Below are 16,308 nucleotides of genomic sequence, written 5' to 3'. Positions count from 1 at the left end.
CCTGCACCCGCGCTCATGAGGGGCGTTTCGCTGTGGGCGCATCTTTGCCCGCAGCGAAAGAAGAAGTGTTTCGATACGGTTTCAGTTCTGCCATCGAGCCCTTTTTTCGGGGTGCTTCAGGTCCTGCTGTGCCAAGCTTGATGAGTTCAAAGTCTTGTGGGGATGCTTGGAACAATCCTTGCAAAAGTGCAGTGGAATCTACCGTGCACTAAACCACTATCCAGATGAGCGAGCGCATCCCCTTCCATGCCTGCCTTCCTCCCCGCACCCTCGGGACGCTCCGGCGTCTATGCTGATGTGGCCTGCCGGGCACTTCGCGCACGCAAACTCCAGCGCATGGTGGACAAAATTGCGATTATTGGCCTCTCCCTTTCGCTTGCCCTTGTAGGATGCACGGCGCAAGGCATTGACGGCGGCGACACCACAATGCCCACCACGAGCGCCATCACGAGCGGGGGCCTTGTGACAAGCGCCCCCTTGGAAACCGCCATGGCGTCGGAGACCCTGCCGGTGTATTGGCTGGGTCGCAGCAGTGGCGACGTTTTCCTGTACCGCGAGTTCTTCCCGGCCGATTCCACCGACGACCCCATCACCACTTCACTGCGCACCATGATGGGCACCAGACCGAACGACCCGGACTACTTTTCGCTGTGGAACAGTCCAACCCGGCTCGGGGCCTCGGTGTCCGCCAAGAACGTCATCACTATTGACGTTTCCGCCGACGCCTTTGGGCAAAAAGTGGACCAAGGCATAGCCGAGCGTTCCATCGACCAGCTGGTGTACACGGCCACGGCTGCAGCAGCCATGGCAGGACTTGTCGACACCCGCTCCACCATCCAAGTCTCCATCCTCGTGGACGGACACACCGGCTACAACGCCTTTGGCCTTATCCCCTTGGACAAGCCGCTGACGCGCGATGCCGCATTTATGCCGCCTGTCTGGATCATTGACCCGGCCAATGACTCCACGATCAACAAACTGCCTCTGAAGGTCATGGGGCAAGGCATCTCTTCCACCGGCAACCTGGCCTGGTCGGTGTCCCCGGTCATTGACGGCGCCGTGGGACAACAGTATTCCTCCGGCACGGTTTCCATCCCCGAGGGACCCAACGAATTGGGCGAGTTCAGCTTCAGCCTTGTACCCCCTCCCGGCAAATACCAATTGTCCGTGTACGTCACCGATCCGTCGGACCCGGGCAAAAAGATCGGCCTTGATACGAAGACCGTCACCGTCTCCGAGCGCAGCAAGAAGTAGCAGCCCGCTCATTGGCTTGCTGGCGAAAGTAGGTCAGGATGTGAACACTGCTTCAATGGCTTCCACGGCCGGACTCGCAGCCGGGCAGCTCTTGGCTGAATTCGTGGGGCGAACTGGATTCGTGGGGAGAAGACGATGACCGGCATTGACGATCTCTTGGCGGAGTCCAACGACCGTTGGTCACGGGCAATGAGAAATGCCCGTGGCGTCGAAGACATCGGCCTGGGTCCGGCCGTGAAAACCTATTACACGCGGTATTTTCCTGTTGGCGTGCTGGTCTTGACAGCGGCCGGAGCTGCAGCCGCGCTGCTGGGTTTCACAGACCCCCTTGATGACTGGGGGTTGGCTTTGTCCGTCGGGCTTTTGCTTGCCGCTGTTGGCGCGGTCGTTGGCGGGCTTGTCTACAATGCCAAGAAAGTGGCGCCTGCAGCACAGCTGAACAAAACCGAGGTGCTGATTCCGCTGGACAGCGGCGAACGTCAACAGATCCAACGCCAGATCATGGGGAAGGCGGCCATCGTTCAAGAGCGTCTTTGTGTTGCCCGTGCCGGCGCCGTGCAAATGCGAAAGAGTCTTGCCACGCAACTACTCTTGACGCCGGCCTACTTGCTTGTGTTTGCTTCGCAAACGTTGAACTGGGTGATGCGTGGGGACCCTTTTGGGTGGGTCATGGCGGTCGTCTTGGTTGGTTTCATGGTCGCGATAGCCCAATTGATCCGTGAATTTCGGCGGACGGGTCGGTTTCTGGCCGGCACGTCGGAGGACTGATCCGGGTCAGCGATCACCGCGGAGGCGAAATCACTACGCCGGGGCGGTTGCGTTACCAGCGTCCCAACTCGTGGCTGAGAAGCACGACGGCGGCCGGCCCGGCAGTTGACGAGCGCAGCACATGGTGGCCCAAGAGTGCCATCCGCGCTCCGGCGGAGACAAACGCGTCAACTTCAGCAGCGCTCATGCCGCCTTCCGGGCCCACAATCATCACGACGTTTCCCGCGGGCAAGCCTGCCTGAACACCATCCTGCCCGGCATCCTGCGCCCCGGTTTGGGCGGCCAGCCAGTCGCGGGCAACATCGGCCAGGCTGTCGGTGGCGCTTTCATGCAGAATCAGCGCCAGACCGGCATCTGCAATGAGCTCGCACAACTGTGCCGTCCCCGCCAAGGCACCCACCTGCGGCACCGTGGACCGCCGCGCCTGTTTGGCGGCGGCGGCCACAACTTGGCGCCATTTTTCCGGGCCCTTGAGGGCCTTGTCCATCTTCCAGCGCACAATGGAGCGTTCCGCCTGCCACGGCACGACGGCGTCTATCCCAAGCTCGGTGGCCGTTTCAATGGCCAACTCATCCCTGTCGCCCTTGGCCAGTGCCTGAACCAGGGTGAAAGAGACGGCAGGGGCCGGTTCCGGCTGCACAGCCTCCACCTGCACCGTCAACACACCCTTGTCGGCGCCGGTGACGGTGCACACAAGACGCAAGCCTGCGCCGTCGCACACGTCAACCGGTTCGCCGACCGCCAGCCGCTTCACGGTGGTGGCGTGGCGTCCTTCAGCACCGTCAAGGGAAAGCAGCGCACCGGGGCCCAGCCCGGCCAGCTGCCGGGGTGCTGCGTAGAAGACGGGATTGCTCATGCGCCTAGAAGTTGCCGAGCTTGTCGCGCAGCTTGGCGAACATGCCGCCGCTGCTGACGAGCTTGCCTTCGGTATAGTTTTCCCCGCGGAGGGCCGCCAGCTGCTTGAGCAGTTCTTCCTGGGCGGCGTCGGGCTTGGTGGGTGTTTCGACGTGGACGTGCACCTTGAGGTCGCCACGGCCGTAGCCGCGCAGGTGTGTGACGCCCAAGCCGCGCAGGTTGATGATTTCCCCTGCCTGGGTGCCCGGCTTGATGCTGATGGGCTGTTCGCCGTCGAAGGTCTCAAACGTCAGTTCGGTTCCCAGTGCCGCAGCCGTCATGGGCACGCTCAGGGTGGCGTGCAGGTCGTCGCCCTCGCGCAGGAAGGCTGGGTCGTTGTTGACCTTCATCTCCACATACAGGTCACCGGCCGGGCCACCGGCAGGGCCGGCCTCGCCTTGCCCGCCGAGCTGGATGCGGGTTCCGGTGCTGACGCCGGCGGGGACCTTGATGGTGAAGGAACGCCGGTTGCGAATGCGTCCGTCGCCCATGCACTCGTTGCAGGGGTCCACAATCATGGTGCCAAAGCCTTGGCAGGAGTTGCACGTGGCCAAGGTCATGACATTGCCCAGGATGGAACGCATGGGGCGCTGGATCTGGCCGCTGCCGTGGCAGACGTCGCACGTGGTGGGCGAGGTTCCCGGACGGCAGCAGCTGCCATCGCAGGTGGGGCACGCGATGGCGGTGTCGATTTCCAGCTTCTTGTTCACGCCAAAAACCGCTTCGCTCAAGTCGATGCGGACCGTGATGAGTGCGTCCTGGCCGCGGCGCGTGCGCGACGCCGGGCCGCGGCCGCCGCCTCCCCCGCCACCACCGCCGAAGAACGTCTCGAAAATGTCCTGGAAGGCGAAGCCCTGGCCATCAAAGTTTCCGGCACCGTTGTCATTGCCGTTTTCATTGCCTGTGGTGTCGTACACGCGGCGCTTTTGCGGGTCCGAGAGGATCTCGTAGGCGTGCGTGACAGCTTTGAAGCGGTCTTGTGCGTCCGGGGCCTCATTGACGTCCGGATGGAGCTTGCGGGCGAGCTTGCGGTAGGCCTTCTTGATTTCCTCGGCTGTCGCGTCGCGGGAGACGCCCAATGCGTCGTAGTGGTTGCTCAAAATGTTGCTCTCTTTACGTGGAAACGGTGGCCGGTTAGCCGGCCAAAATTCTGGAAAGGTACTGTGCCACTGCGCGCACACTTGACATGGTGTTGGGATAGTCCATGCGGGTTGGGCCCACTATGCCCAGCTTGGCGCTGGCACCGGGGCCGTAGCCGGAGGCCACAACTGAAGCCTCGGCCAGGGAGTCGTGCGGATTTTCGCGGCCAATGACCACGGCCATCCCCAGCGAATCCTGTGCCATGGCTTCCAGTAGCCGCAACAGCACCACCTGTTCCTCAAGGGCGTCAAGGACGGGTCCGATGCTCAGCGGAAAGTCATTGTTGGACCTGGCCAAATTGGCCGTGCCCGCCATGACGATCCTGTCTTCGCGGGCGTTGCCGGCCAGCAGCGCCAACCCTTGTGCCAGCCGGGACGCCGGGCCCTGCCAGGACGGCGGGACGGTGGGAGGCACCTTGGCTGCCGCTTCCGGCAAGGTGGCCACTGCCAGCCCGTTCAGGGCCGTCAGAAATTCCTGCCGCAGCCCGGCCAGGGTGATGTCGTCCACAGCCGTGCCAATGTCAATGACGTTCTGCTCAACCTTGCCCGAGGCCAGGATCAGCACCACAAGGACTTGGCGTGCGGCCAGCGAAACAAACTCAATATGGCGCACTGTGGCAGACGCGGAGCGCGGATACTGCACAACGGCCACCTGGTTGGTCAGATGTGCCAGTGCCCGCACAGTGCGTTCCAGAATGTCATCCAGGTCGGAGGAACCTTCAAGCAACGCAGAGATGGCGCGGCGTTCGGCAGCCGAGAGGGGTTTCACCGAGGACAGCTGGTCGACAAAAATCCGGTAGCCCTTGTCGGTGGGGATCCGCCCGGAACTGGTGTGCGGGGCCATGATGAGCCCCTCTTCCTCCAATGCCGCCATGTCATTGCGGATCGTGGCACTTGACACACCCAGGTGGTGACGGTCGACAAGGGCCTTTGAGCCCACGGGTTCGCGGGTATGGACGTAGTCTTCAACGATGGCTCGAAGAACTTCCAACTTCCTCGGTTCACTCATGTCCAACACCTCCTGTCATTCCCACTCGCTGTGCATGGGCCCGCGACGATTCAACCGTTGGCACTCTACCCAATCAAGTGCCAAGTCTAATACCTTTTCATCGACGCTCCCATGAGCACCCCACGACGCAATGCCGCAGGACACGCCGCTACACCGGATAACATGGGTTTTCACCCTGCAGCGTTCGCCCAGAGCGTTGCCGCAAGCAACAAAAGTCAGGTTAAAACGTGCATTTCAACCAATGGGGCCCGCAGGATCTCAGCGCGCCTCCCAAAAGGATCCTGCCCAAGGTCGAGGCCCTGGCCGGTGTCGTCGCGGAGGACGTCCAGACCGGGTGGGTGGGCGCCGTCGTCCGGCTTGAAAAGTCCGGCGGCATGCACATTGTGGAGCTTGCCGACCGGCGTGAGAAGGTGCGCGCCTTCCCGCTGGGCCCCGGCTTCCTGATTGACGGGGAACCGGTGGAGCTCATCGCCCCCGTCGCCACTGCCGTTCGCAAGGCCGTGCGCACCGCGTCCGGTTCAGTCAAGGTGGCCGACACCAGGGCCAGGGTGGCCAAGGCCAGCCGCATCTGGGTTGAGGGCAAGCACGACGCCGAATTGGTTGAGAAGGTATGGGGAGACGACTTGCGCGTGGAAGGGATCGTGGTTGAACCGCTGCGCGGCATTGACGACCTCACCGCCGCAGTGGCCGACTTCTCCCCCGGCCCCTACCGCAGGCTGGGCATTCTTGTGGACCACCTGGTGCCGGGTTCGAAGGAAACGCGGATTGTGGCCAATCTCATGAAGTCCGCTGGCCTGCGCAACCACGTGCTGGTGGTGGGCCACCCCTACGTCGACGTGTGGCAAGCCATCAAACCCGCCACGCTGGGGATACTGGCGTGGCCCACCGTGCCGCGCTCCATCGAGTGGAAACAGGGAATCCTGCAGGCCTTCGGCTGGCCGCACTCCACCGCCGAAGATATTGGACTTGGCTGGCAGCGTTTGCTGTCGCGAGTGAATTCCTACGCCGACCTTGAACCTTCATTGCTGGGGCGCGTCGAAGAAGTCATCGATTTCCTCACGGCACCCGTATCCTAGAGAGGGCTGGCTTCGCTCCGCCCCTCGTGTCGCTTGTTGAAAGGCCCCTCATTGAGTCATCCGGTAAACCAAAGGAACGGTGCCCAGCAGCCGCCGCTCACCCCGTCGGAAGACAGGCAGTGGGCATTCATCTCCCATTGCGGAGGCATCCTTGGCTGCATTCCCGCTTTTCTGGTGCACAAGTTTATGGGCCCCCGCGGCCGGTTCACCGCCCAGGAGTCGCTGGAAGCACTGAACTTCACGCTGCCCCCGACCATTGCTGCCGTGGTGCTGAACATCGTTGCGTTCGTGTGTGCCTTCTTCAGCCCGGAAATGGGAACCATCTTTTCCATGCTGGCGCTGTTCGTCTGGGCGATCCTGACGGTTTTCTCCGTCATCGCCGCGGTCCGCGTCAACCGGGGCCAGCCATATCGCTATGCCCTGAACCTGCGCCTGATCAAGTAGCGCCGGCTCCGGATCCGGCAATGCTCGACCAGCGGGCTGGCTCGACGACTGTGACGCCTGCGCACCATTAGGCGTGGATGTGCCTCCACTCTGGCAGTGGCGCCAGATCTCAGACTAACCATGCGCCGGCGTGCAAGTGGGAGAGCATGACTCGGGCCGGTTGATGTCGGGCAGGTTAAGGCAGCAGCGCCCTGGTGACGGCGTCGCCGAGCAGGCGCCCCTTCAGGGTGAGCACAAGCGTGCCGGCGAAGGCCTTGACCGGGTCGATGAGCTCTGCGGCGATGAGTCCTGCCACGGCCTGCCGCCCGGCAGGTGCCAGGGTGCTGATGGCCAAGCCTTCCGACAACCTCGACACCAGCATGATGCGTTCAAGCTCGCGGGTGTCCGCGTCGAGGGTTTCCCGTCCGGCAGCAGGGGACTCTTCCTTGTCGAGCCGATTGGCGTAGGCCGTGGGGTGCTTGACGTTCCACCAGCGCACCCCTCCCATGTGGGAGTGTGCCCCGGGGCCAATCCCCCACCAGTCGTCGCCGCGCCAGTAGGCGAGGTTGTGCTGGCAAGCGTCCGCCGGAGTGCGGGAGAAGTTGCTGACCTCGTACCAGGACAGGCCGCCGGCTTCGAACAGCGCGTCGGCCAGCTCGTATTTGACGGCGTGGTCGTCGTCGTCGATGTTCGGCACCTGTCCGCGACGGATTTGGGCTGCCAATTTGGTGCCCTCTTCGACGATCAGCGAGTAGGCGGAAATATGGTCGGGTTCGTATTTCAGCGCTGTGCGCACCGACGTTTCCCAGTCGGCCACTGACTCCCCCGGTGTGCCGTAGATCAAGTCAACGCTCACGTTGAGGCCCGCTTCGCGCGCCCAGGCCACAGCCTGCGGGACGCGTTCGGGGTTGTGCGTGCGGTCCAGGACCTTCAGCACGTGCGGCACTGCCGACTGCATGCCGAAGGACACGCGGGTGAAGCCGCCGTCGGCCAGTTCCTGCAGCGACTTCAGGGTGACGGAGTCGGGGTTGGCTTCGGTGGTGACCTCTGCGCCGTCTTCCAGCCCCCACTGTTCGACGGCGGCACCCAGTATCCGGGTGAGGTCGCCGGCGGGCAGCAGCGTGGGCGTGCCGCCGCCAAAGAACACAGTGCTGAGCTTGCGGACCGGCAGACCCGACGCCTCCATGGCGCGGGCGGCAAATTCCACCTCGCGCACGGCGGTTGCGGCATACGCATCCTGGGATGCCCCGCCGCCCAGCTCGGTGGCCGTGTACGTGTTGAAGTCGCAGTAGCCGCAGCGCACCGCACAAAACGGGATGTGGGCATACAGGCTGAATTTTCGGCTCTCCGCACCGACGGCAGCCTGCGCGGGCAGGATGCCGTCGGCCGGGGCCGGATCGCCCAGGGGCAAAACGCTGGGTGTCACTTCTTTGACTTGTCCTTGGAGGATTCGTCGGTGGTCAGGGCGGCGATGAACGCTTCCTGGGGAACCTCCACGCGGCCCACCATCTTCATGCGCTTCTTGCCCTCCTTCTGCTTTTCCAGCAACTTGCGCTTGCGCGAAATATCGCCGCCGTAGCACTTGGCAAGCACATCCTTGCGGATGGCCCTGATGCTCTCGCGGGCGATGATGCGTGCGCCGATGGCTGCCTGAATGGGCACCTCGAACTGCTGGCGCGGGATGAGATTTCGCAACTTGCCGGTCATCATGACGCCGTAGGCGTAGGCCTTGTCACGGTGGGTGATGGCACTGAAGGCATCGACCTGCTCGCCTTGGAGCAGGATGTCCACCTTCACAAGGTCGGCGACCTGGTCGCCGTCGGCCTTCCAGTCCAGCGAGCCGTAGCCGCGCGTCTTGGACTTGAGGATGTCAAAGAAGTCAAAGACGATCTCGGCCAGGGGCAGGCGGTAGCGGATCTCCACGCGGTCCTCGGAGAGGTAGTCCATGCCGCCGAGGATGCCGCGGCGGGTCTGGCACAGTTCCATAATGGCGCCGACGAACTCCGACGGGGCCAGAATCGTGGCCGAGACCATGGGTTCGCGAACCTCGGCGAGTTTCCCGGACGGGTACTCGCTGGGGTTGGTGACGTGGACGACGGTCTTGTCCTCGAGCGTGACCTCGTACTCCACGTTCGGGGCGGTGGAAATCAAATCGAGCTTGTGCTCGCGTTCCAACCGCTCGCGGGTGATTTCCAGGTGCAGCAGGCCAAGGAAGCCGACGCGGAAGCCGAAGCCCAGCGCAGCGGAGGACTCGGGCTCGTACACCAGGGCGGCGTCGTTGAGCATGAGTTTTTCAAGGGCGTCGCGCAGCACCGGGTAGTCGGCGCCGTCCAGCGGGTACAGGCCCGAGAACACCATGGGCTTGGCTTCCTGATAGCCGCCCAGCGACTCGACTGCCGGTTTGTGGAAGGTGGTGACAGTGTCGCCGACCTTGGATTGGCGGACGTCCTTCACACCGGTGATCAGATAGCCGACCTCGCCAACTCCCAAGCCTTTGGACGGCGTGGGCTCAGGCGAGCTGACGCCGATTTCCAAAAGTTCGTGGGTGGCACGGGTGGACATCATCTGGATTTTCTCGCGCGGACTCAGGCTGCCGTCGATAACACGGACATAGGTGACCACGCCACGGTAGGTGTCGTAGACGGAGTCGAAGATCATGGCACGGGCCGGAGCATCCGGATCACCCACCGGAGGGGGCAGATCCCGCACAATCTGATCCAGCAGGCCTTCCACGCCCGCCCCTGTCTTTCCCGAGACCATCAAGACGTCCTCGGGCTTGCCACCAATGAGGTTGGCCAGTTCCGCCGCGTACTTTTCCGGCTGGGCCGACGGCAGGTCAATCTTGTTCAGCACCGGGATGATGGTCAGGTTGTTTTCCATGGCCAGGTACAGGTTCGCCAGCGTCTGGGCCTCTATGCCCTGGGCTGCGTCGACGAGCAGGATGGCGCCTTCGCACGCCGCAAGCGAACGCGAAACCTCGTAGGTGAAGTCCACGTGGCCGGGGGTGTCAATCATGTTCAGGCAGTAGGAGATGCCGTCGACTTCCCAAGGGATGCGCACGGCCTGTGACTTGATCGTGATGCCGCGTTCACGCTCAATGTCCATGCGATCAAGATATTGCGCCTTCATGTCACGCTGCTGAACCACTCCGGTGAGCTGGAGCATCCGATCGGCCAGGGTCGATTTTCCGTGGTCGATGTGCGCGATGATGCAGAAGTTCCTGATGATCGCCGGCTCGGTGGCGGCGGGCACCGGGGCAGTGCGGGCCATGGGTGACACTAGGGTTCCTTACTGTTGCATGGACGCACGGATAGCGGTTGAGTCGCCGAACCGTGCAGAAGTTGTGTCCGCACGCCTGACGCCGGACACTCATTGCCAACCAGTGTCCCACGTTTGGGACCCCGGCACAGCACCGACGGACCAAATCCACACCCTTGCAGCCGCGTCTCCAACCACAGCCCGTTGGCACGCCCAACACTCGCATCCCGGCAGCGACCCCGGGCAGGAGCAGACTTTCGCTAGTGTGGATTCCATGCCATCCACATCAGAGCGCATCAGCAAGTTCCTGCGCGCACTGGCGGGGACATTGTTGCGCCCCGCCAAAACATCCCCGCCACGCACCCGTTCCGGGGCCAAGCCCACCTCAAGGCGGGCTCCGCACCGGATCGGGGCCCCGTCGTCGAACGGGGTCTTTACCGGTCTCAGCTCCCCCTACCCGGGGGACTTCCATGGAAGCTCCACGGTCAAATACGCCCCCGAACTCAACGGCAGCGCCGACCCGGGGGAAATTGTTTGGACGTGGGTGCCCTACGAAGAGGACTACAGCCAGGGCAAGGACCGCCCCGTGTTGGTGGTGGGACGCTCCGGCCAGCGGCTGTTGGCCCTCATGCTGACAAGCAAGGAACACAGCAATGACAGCCGCGGCGACAACGACTACATCGACATTGGCACCGGCTCATGGGACAGGCAGGGGCGGCCCAGCGAAGTGAAACTGGACAGGATTTTGCAGGTCTCCCCCGCCGACATGCGCCGGGAAGGTGCCATCCTCGATGCCAAGCGATTCAAAGTGGTGGCCAAGGGGCTCAAACAGCGACACGGATGGAAGTAGGGCCGCCATTGGAGTCCAAACAAATCTGCTAAACTCTTCTGAGTGTGTGTCCGTGCAGGTCGGCGGTCACAACAGCTTGGCCTGACGTTCACCACATTTCGAGCATCCCCACGCCGCTGTCAACGGTCAAGCTACGCCCTCTACGACCGAATTTACGTATCAAAAGAGAGTTATACAACGTGGCTAATATCAAGTCCCAGAAGAAGCGCATCCTGACCAACGAGAAGTCGCGCCAGCGCAACCTCGCTGTACGGTCCGAAGTCAAGACCGCTATCCGTGCAGTACAGACGGCAGTGGCCAAGGCTGACAAGGATGCAGCAACGGTTGCATTGGTGAATGCAGGCCGCAAGCTGGACAAGGCTGTCAGCAAGGGCGTCTTGCACGCCAACAACGCTGCCAACCGCAAGTCGGCCATCTCCAAGAAGGTTAACGCCCTCTAGGGGAAGCTGATCCGCTTCGCAACTTTATCGAAGGACCCCCGCCGATTGGCGGGGGTCCTTCGGCGTTAACGTCCGCTGCCGCGACCAACTCTTGACTTCTATCGGGTGTGGCCTAGCGCTTGGCTTCGGTCGCGATCACCATGACGGCATGTTCCACCGCGTACACGGGGTCCTTGGCTTCGCCCTTGACCTGGGCGTCGGCCTCGGCGAGGACCTTGATGGCGATGGCCAGGGACGGCGCGCTCCAGTGCCCTGCGTCGCGCCGGGCCGAATCCACCTGCCAGGGACTCATGCCCAGGTCCCGGGCCAGTTGCGCCGAGCTGCCACGCGCTGAGTGGACCTTTGCCACCTGGCGGACCTTCATGGCCAGGGCGCCGACCAGGGGAACGGGATCCACCCCCGTGGCCAGTGCGTGCCGGAGGGTGGAAAGGGCAACCGGCGCATTGCCGGCCAAGGCGGCATCCGCCACACGGAAGGCTGTGGCCTCGACCCTGCCGCCATAATATTTGTCGACCTCGTCGCTGCCGACCATGCCGGTGGTGTCGGAGATCAGTTGGGAACAGGCGGCGGCCAGCTCGGACAGGCTTGCCCCCACTGCCGCCACCAGCGCACGCACTGCCTGGTTGTCGATTCTTCGCCTCGCAAGGGAAAATTCGGTGCTCACGAATTGCATTTTTTCGTTGTCTTTTTTAAGCGGCTGACATTCCACGCGCGGGGCGCCGAGAGCTTTGAGCGCGTCAAGAAGCTTCTTGCCGCGCGTGCCGCCGGCATGGACCAGCAGCAGGGTGACGTCGGGCGCCGGATCCTTGATATAGGCCAGCACATCCTGCAGGAAGTCGTCGCTCATGGCGGCCAGTGCCGTCGCTTCTATCAACTTCGGCTCGCTGAACAGCGACGGGCTGGCCACCATGGCCAGCCGGCCAGCCGTGTAGTGGCCGGCGTCGAGGGTTGTTATTTCAAGCTCGGGGTTTTGGGCACGCAGTTTCCTGCGGACATCATCGGTGGCGCGGCTGGCAATGAAGTCTTCGGGACCGAAGAACAGCACAACAGGGGCCAACGGCACATCGCGCCAATCGGCTCCTCCGGCACTCCCTGGGGCGGTTCTGGCCGCGGGTGTCACTGGTTCATTCCTGTCCACTCATTCTTCACAGCTCTACTGTGCCACCCCGACGACCCATTCCCACAACCCGTGGCACCTCACAAGCGCAGGACTGCCGCAGTCCACCACCCGGCAACGACGGCGGCAAGGGCGGCAGCCGTCGTGAATCCAAAACGTCGGCGCCACCACGGCGGCACCCACCCCAGCGCTGCGGCTGCGGCGCCCGCCGTTCGATCGCGCTCGACAACGGCGTAGAGGCCGCCCAGCACCGCCGCATTCAGGCCGGCCATCAGCACCACGCCTTGGACGCCTCCGGGCCACGGCAGGCTTGCCGCGGGAAGACTGGACATCCACCGCGCCACGGCGCCCACCCACCATGCACCGGCTCCGCTGACCGCTGCACACAGCTCAGCCAAAGCTGGCAGCACATTGGCTGCCAGCAGGCCCAGGGTGCCCACGGTCGTCACGAGGGCAACGACGGGGGCAGCCGCCATGTTGGCGACAATGGCATACGGCGTCAGCCTGGCCTGCAGCAGCACTATGACGGGGGCACAAAACAATTGGGCAGCCAAGGGTATGGCCACCGCCTGTGCCAGCCACAGCGGCAGCAACGCTGACAGCCACCCCGCGCAACGACGCCCCACAAGGTGCAATCCAGCGGTGGCCAGGACCGACAGGATGAACGCATAGTCCACGGCAAGCCACGGATCGGCCACCAGCAAAACAATGATGGACACCGACAACAGGGCGCCGGTGCGCTTGGGACGGCCACCCAGCATTGCCATGGCTCCGATGGCCCCCATGACCGCGGCCCGCAGGACGCTGGGGTCCGGACCCACCAGCACCACAAATCCCACCAGCCCGGCACCCGAAACGGCAAAGGCCGCCAGCCGCGGGGTGTGCATGGAACGCAGGACCAGCACCAGGGAAGCCAGGACAAGGGTGCAGTTGGCCCCGCTGACAGCCGTCAGGTGCGTCAAGCCCACAGTTTTCATGGCGTCGTTGAGGTCACCGCCCATGCCTTGGCGGTCGCCCATGACCATCCCGGGCAACAGCCCTGCCGTATCCGGGGAGCGGCCGGCCCAGACACTGTCAACGCGATCCTTCCAGGCTTGCCGCATGGACACCACGACCGCTTGCACACCACCTTTTCCCGCCTTCACCGCCGTGGGGGCTGATCCTGGATGAAGAACGCCCGCCACGCTGTCCCTGGCCCCGGCAGCGCCGATCCTGCCGGCCGTCCACGCCTGGTCTCCCGGCTGCAACCCGGCCCAAGCCGCCGCGGCCACCACCCTGACCGGCATTCTTCCGGTCAGTGCCCTGCCCCGGGATGTGGCGTGAATGACGAACGCATCAAAGACGAGCTGCGGCGGACCGTGGCCGCTCTCCAGCCGTCGCGGCACCGTCGCCATCTCCAGCGTCAGCGCCAGCTCCTCCCCCTGGGACGCGGCCAGTTCAAGTTCCGAGGATGCTCCGCCGGGGTGGCGCAGCGCCACGGCCAACAACACGCCCAACAAGCACACACACGCCAGCAACACTGTGGGACCAGTTCCGGCAGGGACCTGAAAAGTACGCACACCGGTTCGCTTCAAGGGCACGGCGGTCGACACTGCAGGCTGCACGCGTGCCGCCTTCTTTCGCAGCGCCGAGCCCGGAAGTGTTAGCGGGAACAGTATTGGACGGCGCCGTAACAAGGTGCAGGCAGCGGTCCCGAGCCCTCCCCCGCCCACCAGCACCAGCACGGCGAAAACCGTTCCTGCAGACCAGGCAATGGCGGCAGCTGCCATGGCCCAGACGGCAACGACGGATGGCAACAGCCTGATGTCCGGCCGGTGGTGTCCAGTGCTGTCCCGCTGGTCCTGCCGGGCTGTTGCCAGGCGGCGTCGAACATCACCGGCCTGCCGGCGCAACCGCCCGCCACGTCGCGGCGCTGGGCCGGGGGCGGTGTCACCGACGGCAGCCTTGGCAAATTGCGCCCAACGGGGTTCACGGAGCCTCACTGCACCACCACAAGGTCGCGCAGGCCCGCCAACAGCTTTGCACCAATCCCGGTGACGGCATCCAACGCGTCCACGGAAGGATACGGCCCATGATCGGTCCGCCACACCACGATTCGCTCCGCCAGTACAGGACCCACCCCCGGCAGAGTTTCCAGTTCCACCGCAGTGGCCGTGTTCAGGTTCAGCGGGTGCGCAGCCCCGTCCTGCCCGCTTCCCGGCACCGCCTTTTCTGCGGGTCCCGGAGCCTGTCCGCCCATGCCTGGATTCGCCGGCATGGCCGCGGCCTGTTCCTTTGTGGGAACCAAAATCTGCAGCCCGTCGCTCACAGGTGCGGCCAGGTTCAACGCTGCCAGTTCAGCCGTGGGCAACGCGCCGCCGGCGGCCTCCACGGCTTGAAAGACGCGACTGTTGGGGTTCAAGATGAACACTCCGGGACTTTTCACCGCCCCGGCAACATGAACCACCAGGCCGCGGTCCGGGAGCTTCCCGGCGGAAGGCCGCAGACCGGCCGACGACAGGGGCGCAGGGGCAGGCAGGGCAAAGGAGGAAGGAAGCTGCCCTGCGGGAAGCGACGGGTCTCCTCCCGCCTCACTGCGTGTGCCCTCCACGCCGGCTGTTGGTGTGACCGAACCGTCCAACGGCGGCACGGCAACCTGGCCGGCGCCGTCCGTGGCCAATTGCGCGGAGGCTTCCTGGACGCCCGCCGATTCCAGCCACATGACGCCCAACGCCGCGGCCATCATGGCCAAGGCCACCACAAGCGCGCGCAGCGACACAAGCCACCGGGGCCCATGCACTTGCCCCGCCGCTTCACCGCGTGCTGTTGTTGTGGACCTGCTCGGTGCCCAGGCATTTTCCACATCGTCTACATCGGCTTCACCTGGATCGTTCATCTCCCAAGGCTAGGCACGGAAAGACCAGCGGCGCATGGCCGCTGGTCAGGATGTGGGCAACTAGTTCCGGGGTCCCTGCTGTGGGGGAACATCTCGGTGTGGCATGCCCTCGGACGGGGACGGAACCTCCGGTTGGGGAACGATGTTCTGCGGAGCCAACACATCCGCCACGACCACCACCAAAACACCCAGGCCGGCATGCGCGGCCAGCACGGCTGGCAGGCGCGTCAGAGTTGCCGCCGCCAACCCCGGGCTGCCCGTTTCAATCGATTCGCCCAGTGTGCGTGCCTGCGCTTCGTTGCCAAAGTAATGGACGCTGATTTGCGTGTCCCTTGCGCCGCGGCCGGCAATCTCAGCGGCAACGAGGGCTTCCAGGCGGGCGATGGCCTTCGAGGCGGAGCGCACCTTTTCCAGCGGCACCACTTTTCCATCCTTGATGCCCAGGATGGGCTTGATGTCACGCACTGTGCCCAGCCAAGACGAGGCAAGGCTGATCCGACCGCCGCGGCGCAATTGTTCCAGGCTGGGCACATAAAAGTAAATGGCGGTGGCCTCCAGGGCAGTGCTCGCAGCCGCCCTTGCCGCCTTGGCACCGCCGCCCAGGACGGAGGAGGCAATGGCCGCTTGCACCCCCCGGCCCTGGCCCATGCCCACCGTGCCTGAATCCATGACGTGGACCGCAATGCCGGCGCGTTCCGCGGCCATTCTTGCCGCCTCGCACGTGCCTGAGAGCTTGCTGGAAATATGGAGCGAGACAACGGCGTCAAAGCCGGCCTCGGCGGCACTTTTGTAGGCGCGCTCAAACTGCGCCGGGGAAGGGCGTGAAGTTTTTACCGAGGTACCCGAAGCCAAGGCGAGCGAAATGTGGGCCTCAAGTTCGGCGTCGTCATCTGAATAGACGTCGTCGCCAATGATCACGGGGATCGGCACCACCGTCAGCAGGCCGTGCTGGACGAACTCACTGACCCATTCCGCCGGAAGCGCCGCAGCCGAGTCGGTGACGATGGCGATCCGAGGAGACGGCGGAGGCTCCGCACCGGCAACTTCAGCGCCAGTCTTCGGGCGCAGGCGCTGGACCTGATGGAGCAGCCATGCCCGCGCCGTTGCTGCCGTGTCCGTCACGACTCCCCCTTTCCCGGGGCGGTCCTGCTACCCCGCCGCCACGTGTCCTGCAAACCAAAAGTGCCTTCCCTGCCCTGTGGCGG

15 protein-coding genes are annotated in these 16,308 nt (G+C 64.1%); 6 read left to right on the top strand and 9 right to left on the bottom strand.

Annotated elements, in window-relative coordinates:
• Positions 1–336 precede the first annotated feature (336 nt).
• Positions 337–1,254, top strand: a complete 918-nt coding sequence (locus QMG25_RS09190) for a GerMN domain-containing protein (protein ID WP_283459494.1) — start codon at positions 337–339, stop codon at positions 1,252–1,254.
• A 135-nt stretch (positions 1,255–1,389) separates the two neighbouring features.
• Positions 1,390–2,022, top strand: coding sequence for a hypothetical protein (locus QMG25_RS09185; protein WP_283459492.1), 633 nt, complete (start codon positions 1,390–1,392; stop codon positions 2,020–2,022).
• A 52-nt stretch (positions 2,023–2,074) separates the two neighbouring features.
• On the opposite strand, the gene QMG25_RS09180 is transcribed toward QMG25_RS09185, so the two are convergent.
• Genes QMG25_RS09180 through hrcA form a run of 3 tightly spaced genes read right to left on the bottom strand, consistent with a single transcriptional unit; the run spans position 2,075 to position 5,064 of the window.
• Complete coding sequence (locus QMG25_RS09180; protein ID WP_283459490.1) at positions 2,075–2,878, bottom strand: 16S rRNA (uracil(1498)-N(3))-methyltransferase; 804 nt, start codon at positions 2,876–2,878, stop codon at positions 2,075–2,077.
• A 4-nt stretch (positions 2,879–2,882) separates the two neighbouring features.
• A complete protein-coding gene (gene dnaJ, locus QMG25_RS09175; RefSeq protein ID WP_283459489.1) occupies positions 2,883–4,016 on the bottom strand; it encodes a molecular chaperone DnaJ in 1,134 nt (377 codons plus the stop codon).
• Positions 4,017–4,050: 34 nt separating this feature from the next.
• Complete coding sequence (gene hrcA / locus QMG25_RS09170) at positions 4,051–5,064, bottom strand: heat-inducible transcriptional repressor HrcA (protein ID WP_283459487.1); 1,014 nt, start codon at positions 5,062–5,064, stop codon at positions 4,051–4,053.
• Between the two features lie 227 nt (positions 5,065–5,291).
• Here hrcA and QMG25_RS09165 point away from each other — a divergent pair, with 227 nt between their 5' ends.
• Positions 5,292–6,140: a DUF3097 domain-containing protein gene (locus QMG25_RS09165; RefSeq protein ID WP_283459484.1), complete on the top strand. Its 849-nt coding sequence runs from the start codon at positions 5,292–5,294 to the stop codon at positions 6,138–6,140.
• A 51-nt stretch (positions 6,141–6,191) separates the two neighbouring features.
• The gene (locus QMG25_RS09160; RefSeq protein WP_283459482.1) at positions 6,192–6,584 is read left to right on the top strand and encodes a DUF4870 domain-containing protein; all 393 of its coding nucleotides are present in this window, start codon (positions 6,192–6,194) and stop codon (positions 6,582–6,584) included.
• 175 nt (positions 6,585–6,759) lie between these two features.
• Here QMG25_RS09160 and hemW read toward each other — a convergent pair whose 3' ends face one another.
• Both hemW and lepA read right to left on the bottom strand, forming a co-directional pair.
• Positions 6,760–7,989 (bottom strand): radical SAM family heme chaperone HemW, encoded by a 1,230-nt coding sequence (gene hemW / locus QMG25_RS09155; protein WP_283459480.1) that lies wholly within the window; start codon positions 7,987–7,989, stop codon positions 6,760–6,762.
• Complete coding sequence (gene lepA, locus QMG25_RS09150; protein WP_283459478.1) at positions 7,986–9,842, bottom strand: translation elongation factor 4; 1,857 nt, start codon at positions 9,840–9,842, stop codon at positions 7,986–7,988. Before lepA ends, hemW begins: the two co-directional genes overlap by 4 nt.
• Positions 9,843–10,095: 253 nt before the next feature.
• Between lepA and QMG25_RS09145 the strand changes: the two genes are divergently transcribed.
• Positions 10,096–10,671 carry a type II toxin-antitoxin system PemK/MazF family toxin gene (locus QMG25_RS09145; RefSeq protein WP_283459476.1) on the top strand — a complete coding sequence of 192 codons (576 nt, stop codon included), beginning with the start codon at positions 10,096–10,098 and terminating at the stop codon, positions 10,669–10,671.
• 179 nt (positions 10,672–10,850) lie between these two features.
• A complete protein-coding gene (rpsT, locus tag QMG25_RS09140; RefSeq protein ID WP_283459474.1) occupies positions 10,851–11,111 on the top strand; it encodes a 30S ribosomal protein S20 in 261 nt (86 codons plus the stop codon).
• A gap of 112 nt (positions 11,112–11,223) precedes the next feature.
• Here the strand turns inward: rpsT and holA are convergent, their stop codons facing one another.
• From holA to QMG25_RS09120, 4 genes are all read right to left on the bottom strand, one after another.
• Complete coding sequence (holA, locus tag QMG25_RS09135; protein WP_283459472.1) at positions 11,224–12,231, bottom strand: DNA polymerase III subunit delta; 1,008 nt, start codon at positions 12,229–12,231, stop codon at positions 11,224–11,226.
• Between the two features lie 77 nt (positions 12,232–12,308).
• On the bottom strand, positions 12,309–14,210 hold the full coding sequence (locus tag QMG25_RS09130) for a ComEC/Rec2 family competence protein (protein ID WP_283459469.1): 1,902 nt from the start codon (positions 14,208–14,210) through the stop codon (positions 12,309–12,311).
• On the bottom strand, positions 14,207–15,103 hold the full coding sequence (locus tag QMG25_RS09125; RefSeq protein WP_283459468.1) for a ComEA family DNA-binding protein: 897 nt from the start codon (positions 15,101–15,103) through the stop codon (positions 14,207–14,209). The genes QMG25_RS09130 and QMG25_RS09125 overlap by 4 nt, the downstream gene beginning before the upstream one ends.
• A gap of 60 nt (positions 15,104–15,163) precedes the next feature.
• Positions 15,164–16,225 (bottom strand): DegV family protein, encoded by a 1,062-nt coding sequence (locus QMG25_RS09120; RefSeq protein ID WP_283459467.1) that lies wholly within the window; start codon positions 16,223–16,225, stop codon positions 15,164–15,166.
• Positions 16,226–16,308: the final 83 nt, after the last annotated feature.

This window comes from Arthrobacter sp. H35-D1 (assembly GCF_030063185.1).
GTDB lineage: Bacteria > Actinomycetota > Actinomycetes > Actinomycetales > Micrococcaceae > Specibacter.
Note: the sequence above shows the minus strand (reverse complement) of the source record. Positions and strands in the feature narration are given on the sequence as shown.

Bases quoted from the DNA above. Each gene is read 5' to 3' on its own strand.
- QMG25_RS09190 (WP_283459494.1), top strand. From the start codon at position 337: ATGGTGGACAAAATTGCGATTATTGGCCTCTCCCTTTCGCTTGCCCTT.
- QMG25_RS09185 (WP_283459492.1), top strand. From the start codon at position 1,390: ATGACCGGCATTGACGATCTCTTGGCGGAGTCCAACGACCGTTGGTCA.
- QMG25_RS09180 (WP_283459490.1), bottom strand. From the start codon at position 2,878: ATGAGCAATCCCGTCTTCTACGCAGCACCCCGGCAGCTGGCCGGGCTG.
- hrcA (WP_283459487.1), bottom strand. From the start codon at position 5,064: ATGAGTGAACCGAGGAAGTTGGAAGTTCTTCGAGCCATCGTTGAAGAC.
- QMG25_RS09145 (WP_283459476.1), top strand. From the start codon at position 10,096: ATGCCATCCACATCAGAGCGCATCAGCAAGTTCCTGCGCGCACTGGCG.
- QMG25_RS09125 (WP_283459468.1), bottom strand. From the start codon at position 15,103: ATGAACGATCCAGGTGAAGCCGATGTAGACGATGTGGAAAATGCCTGG.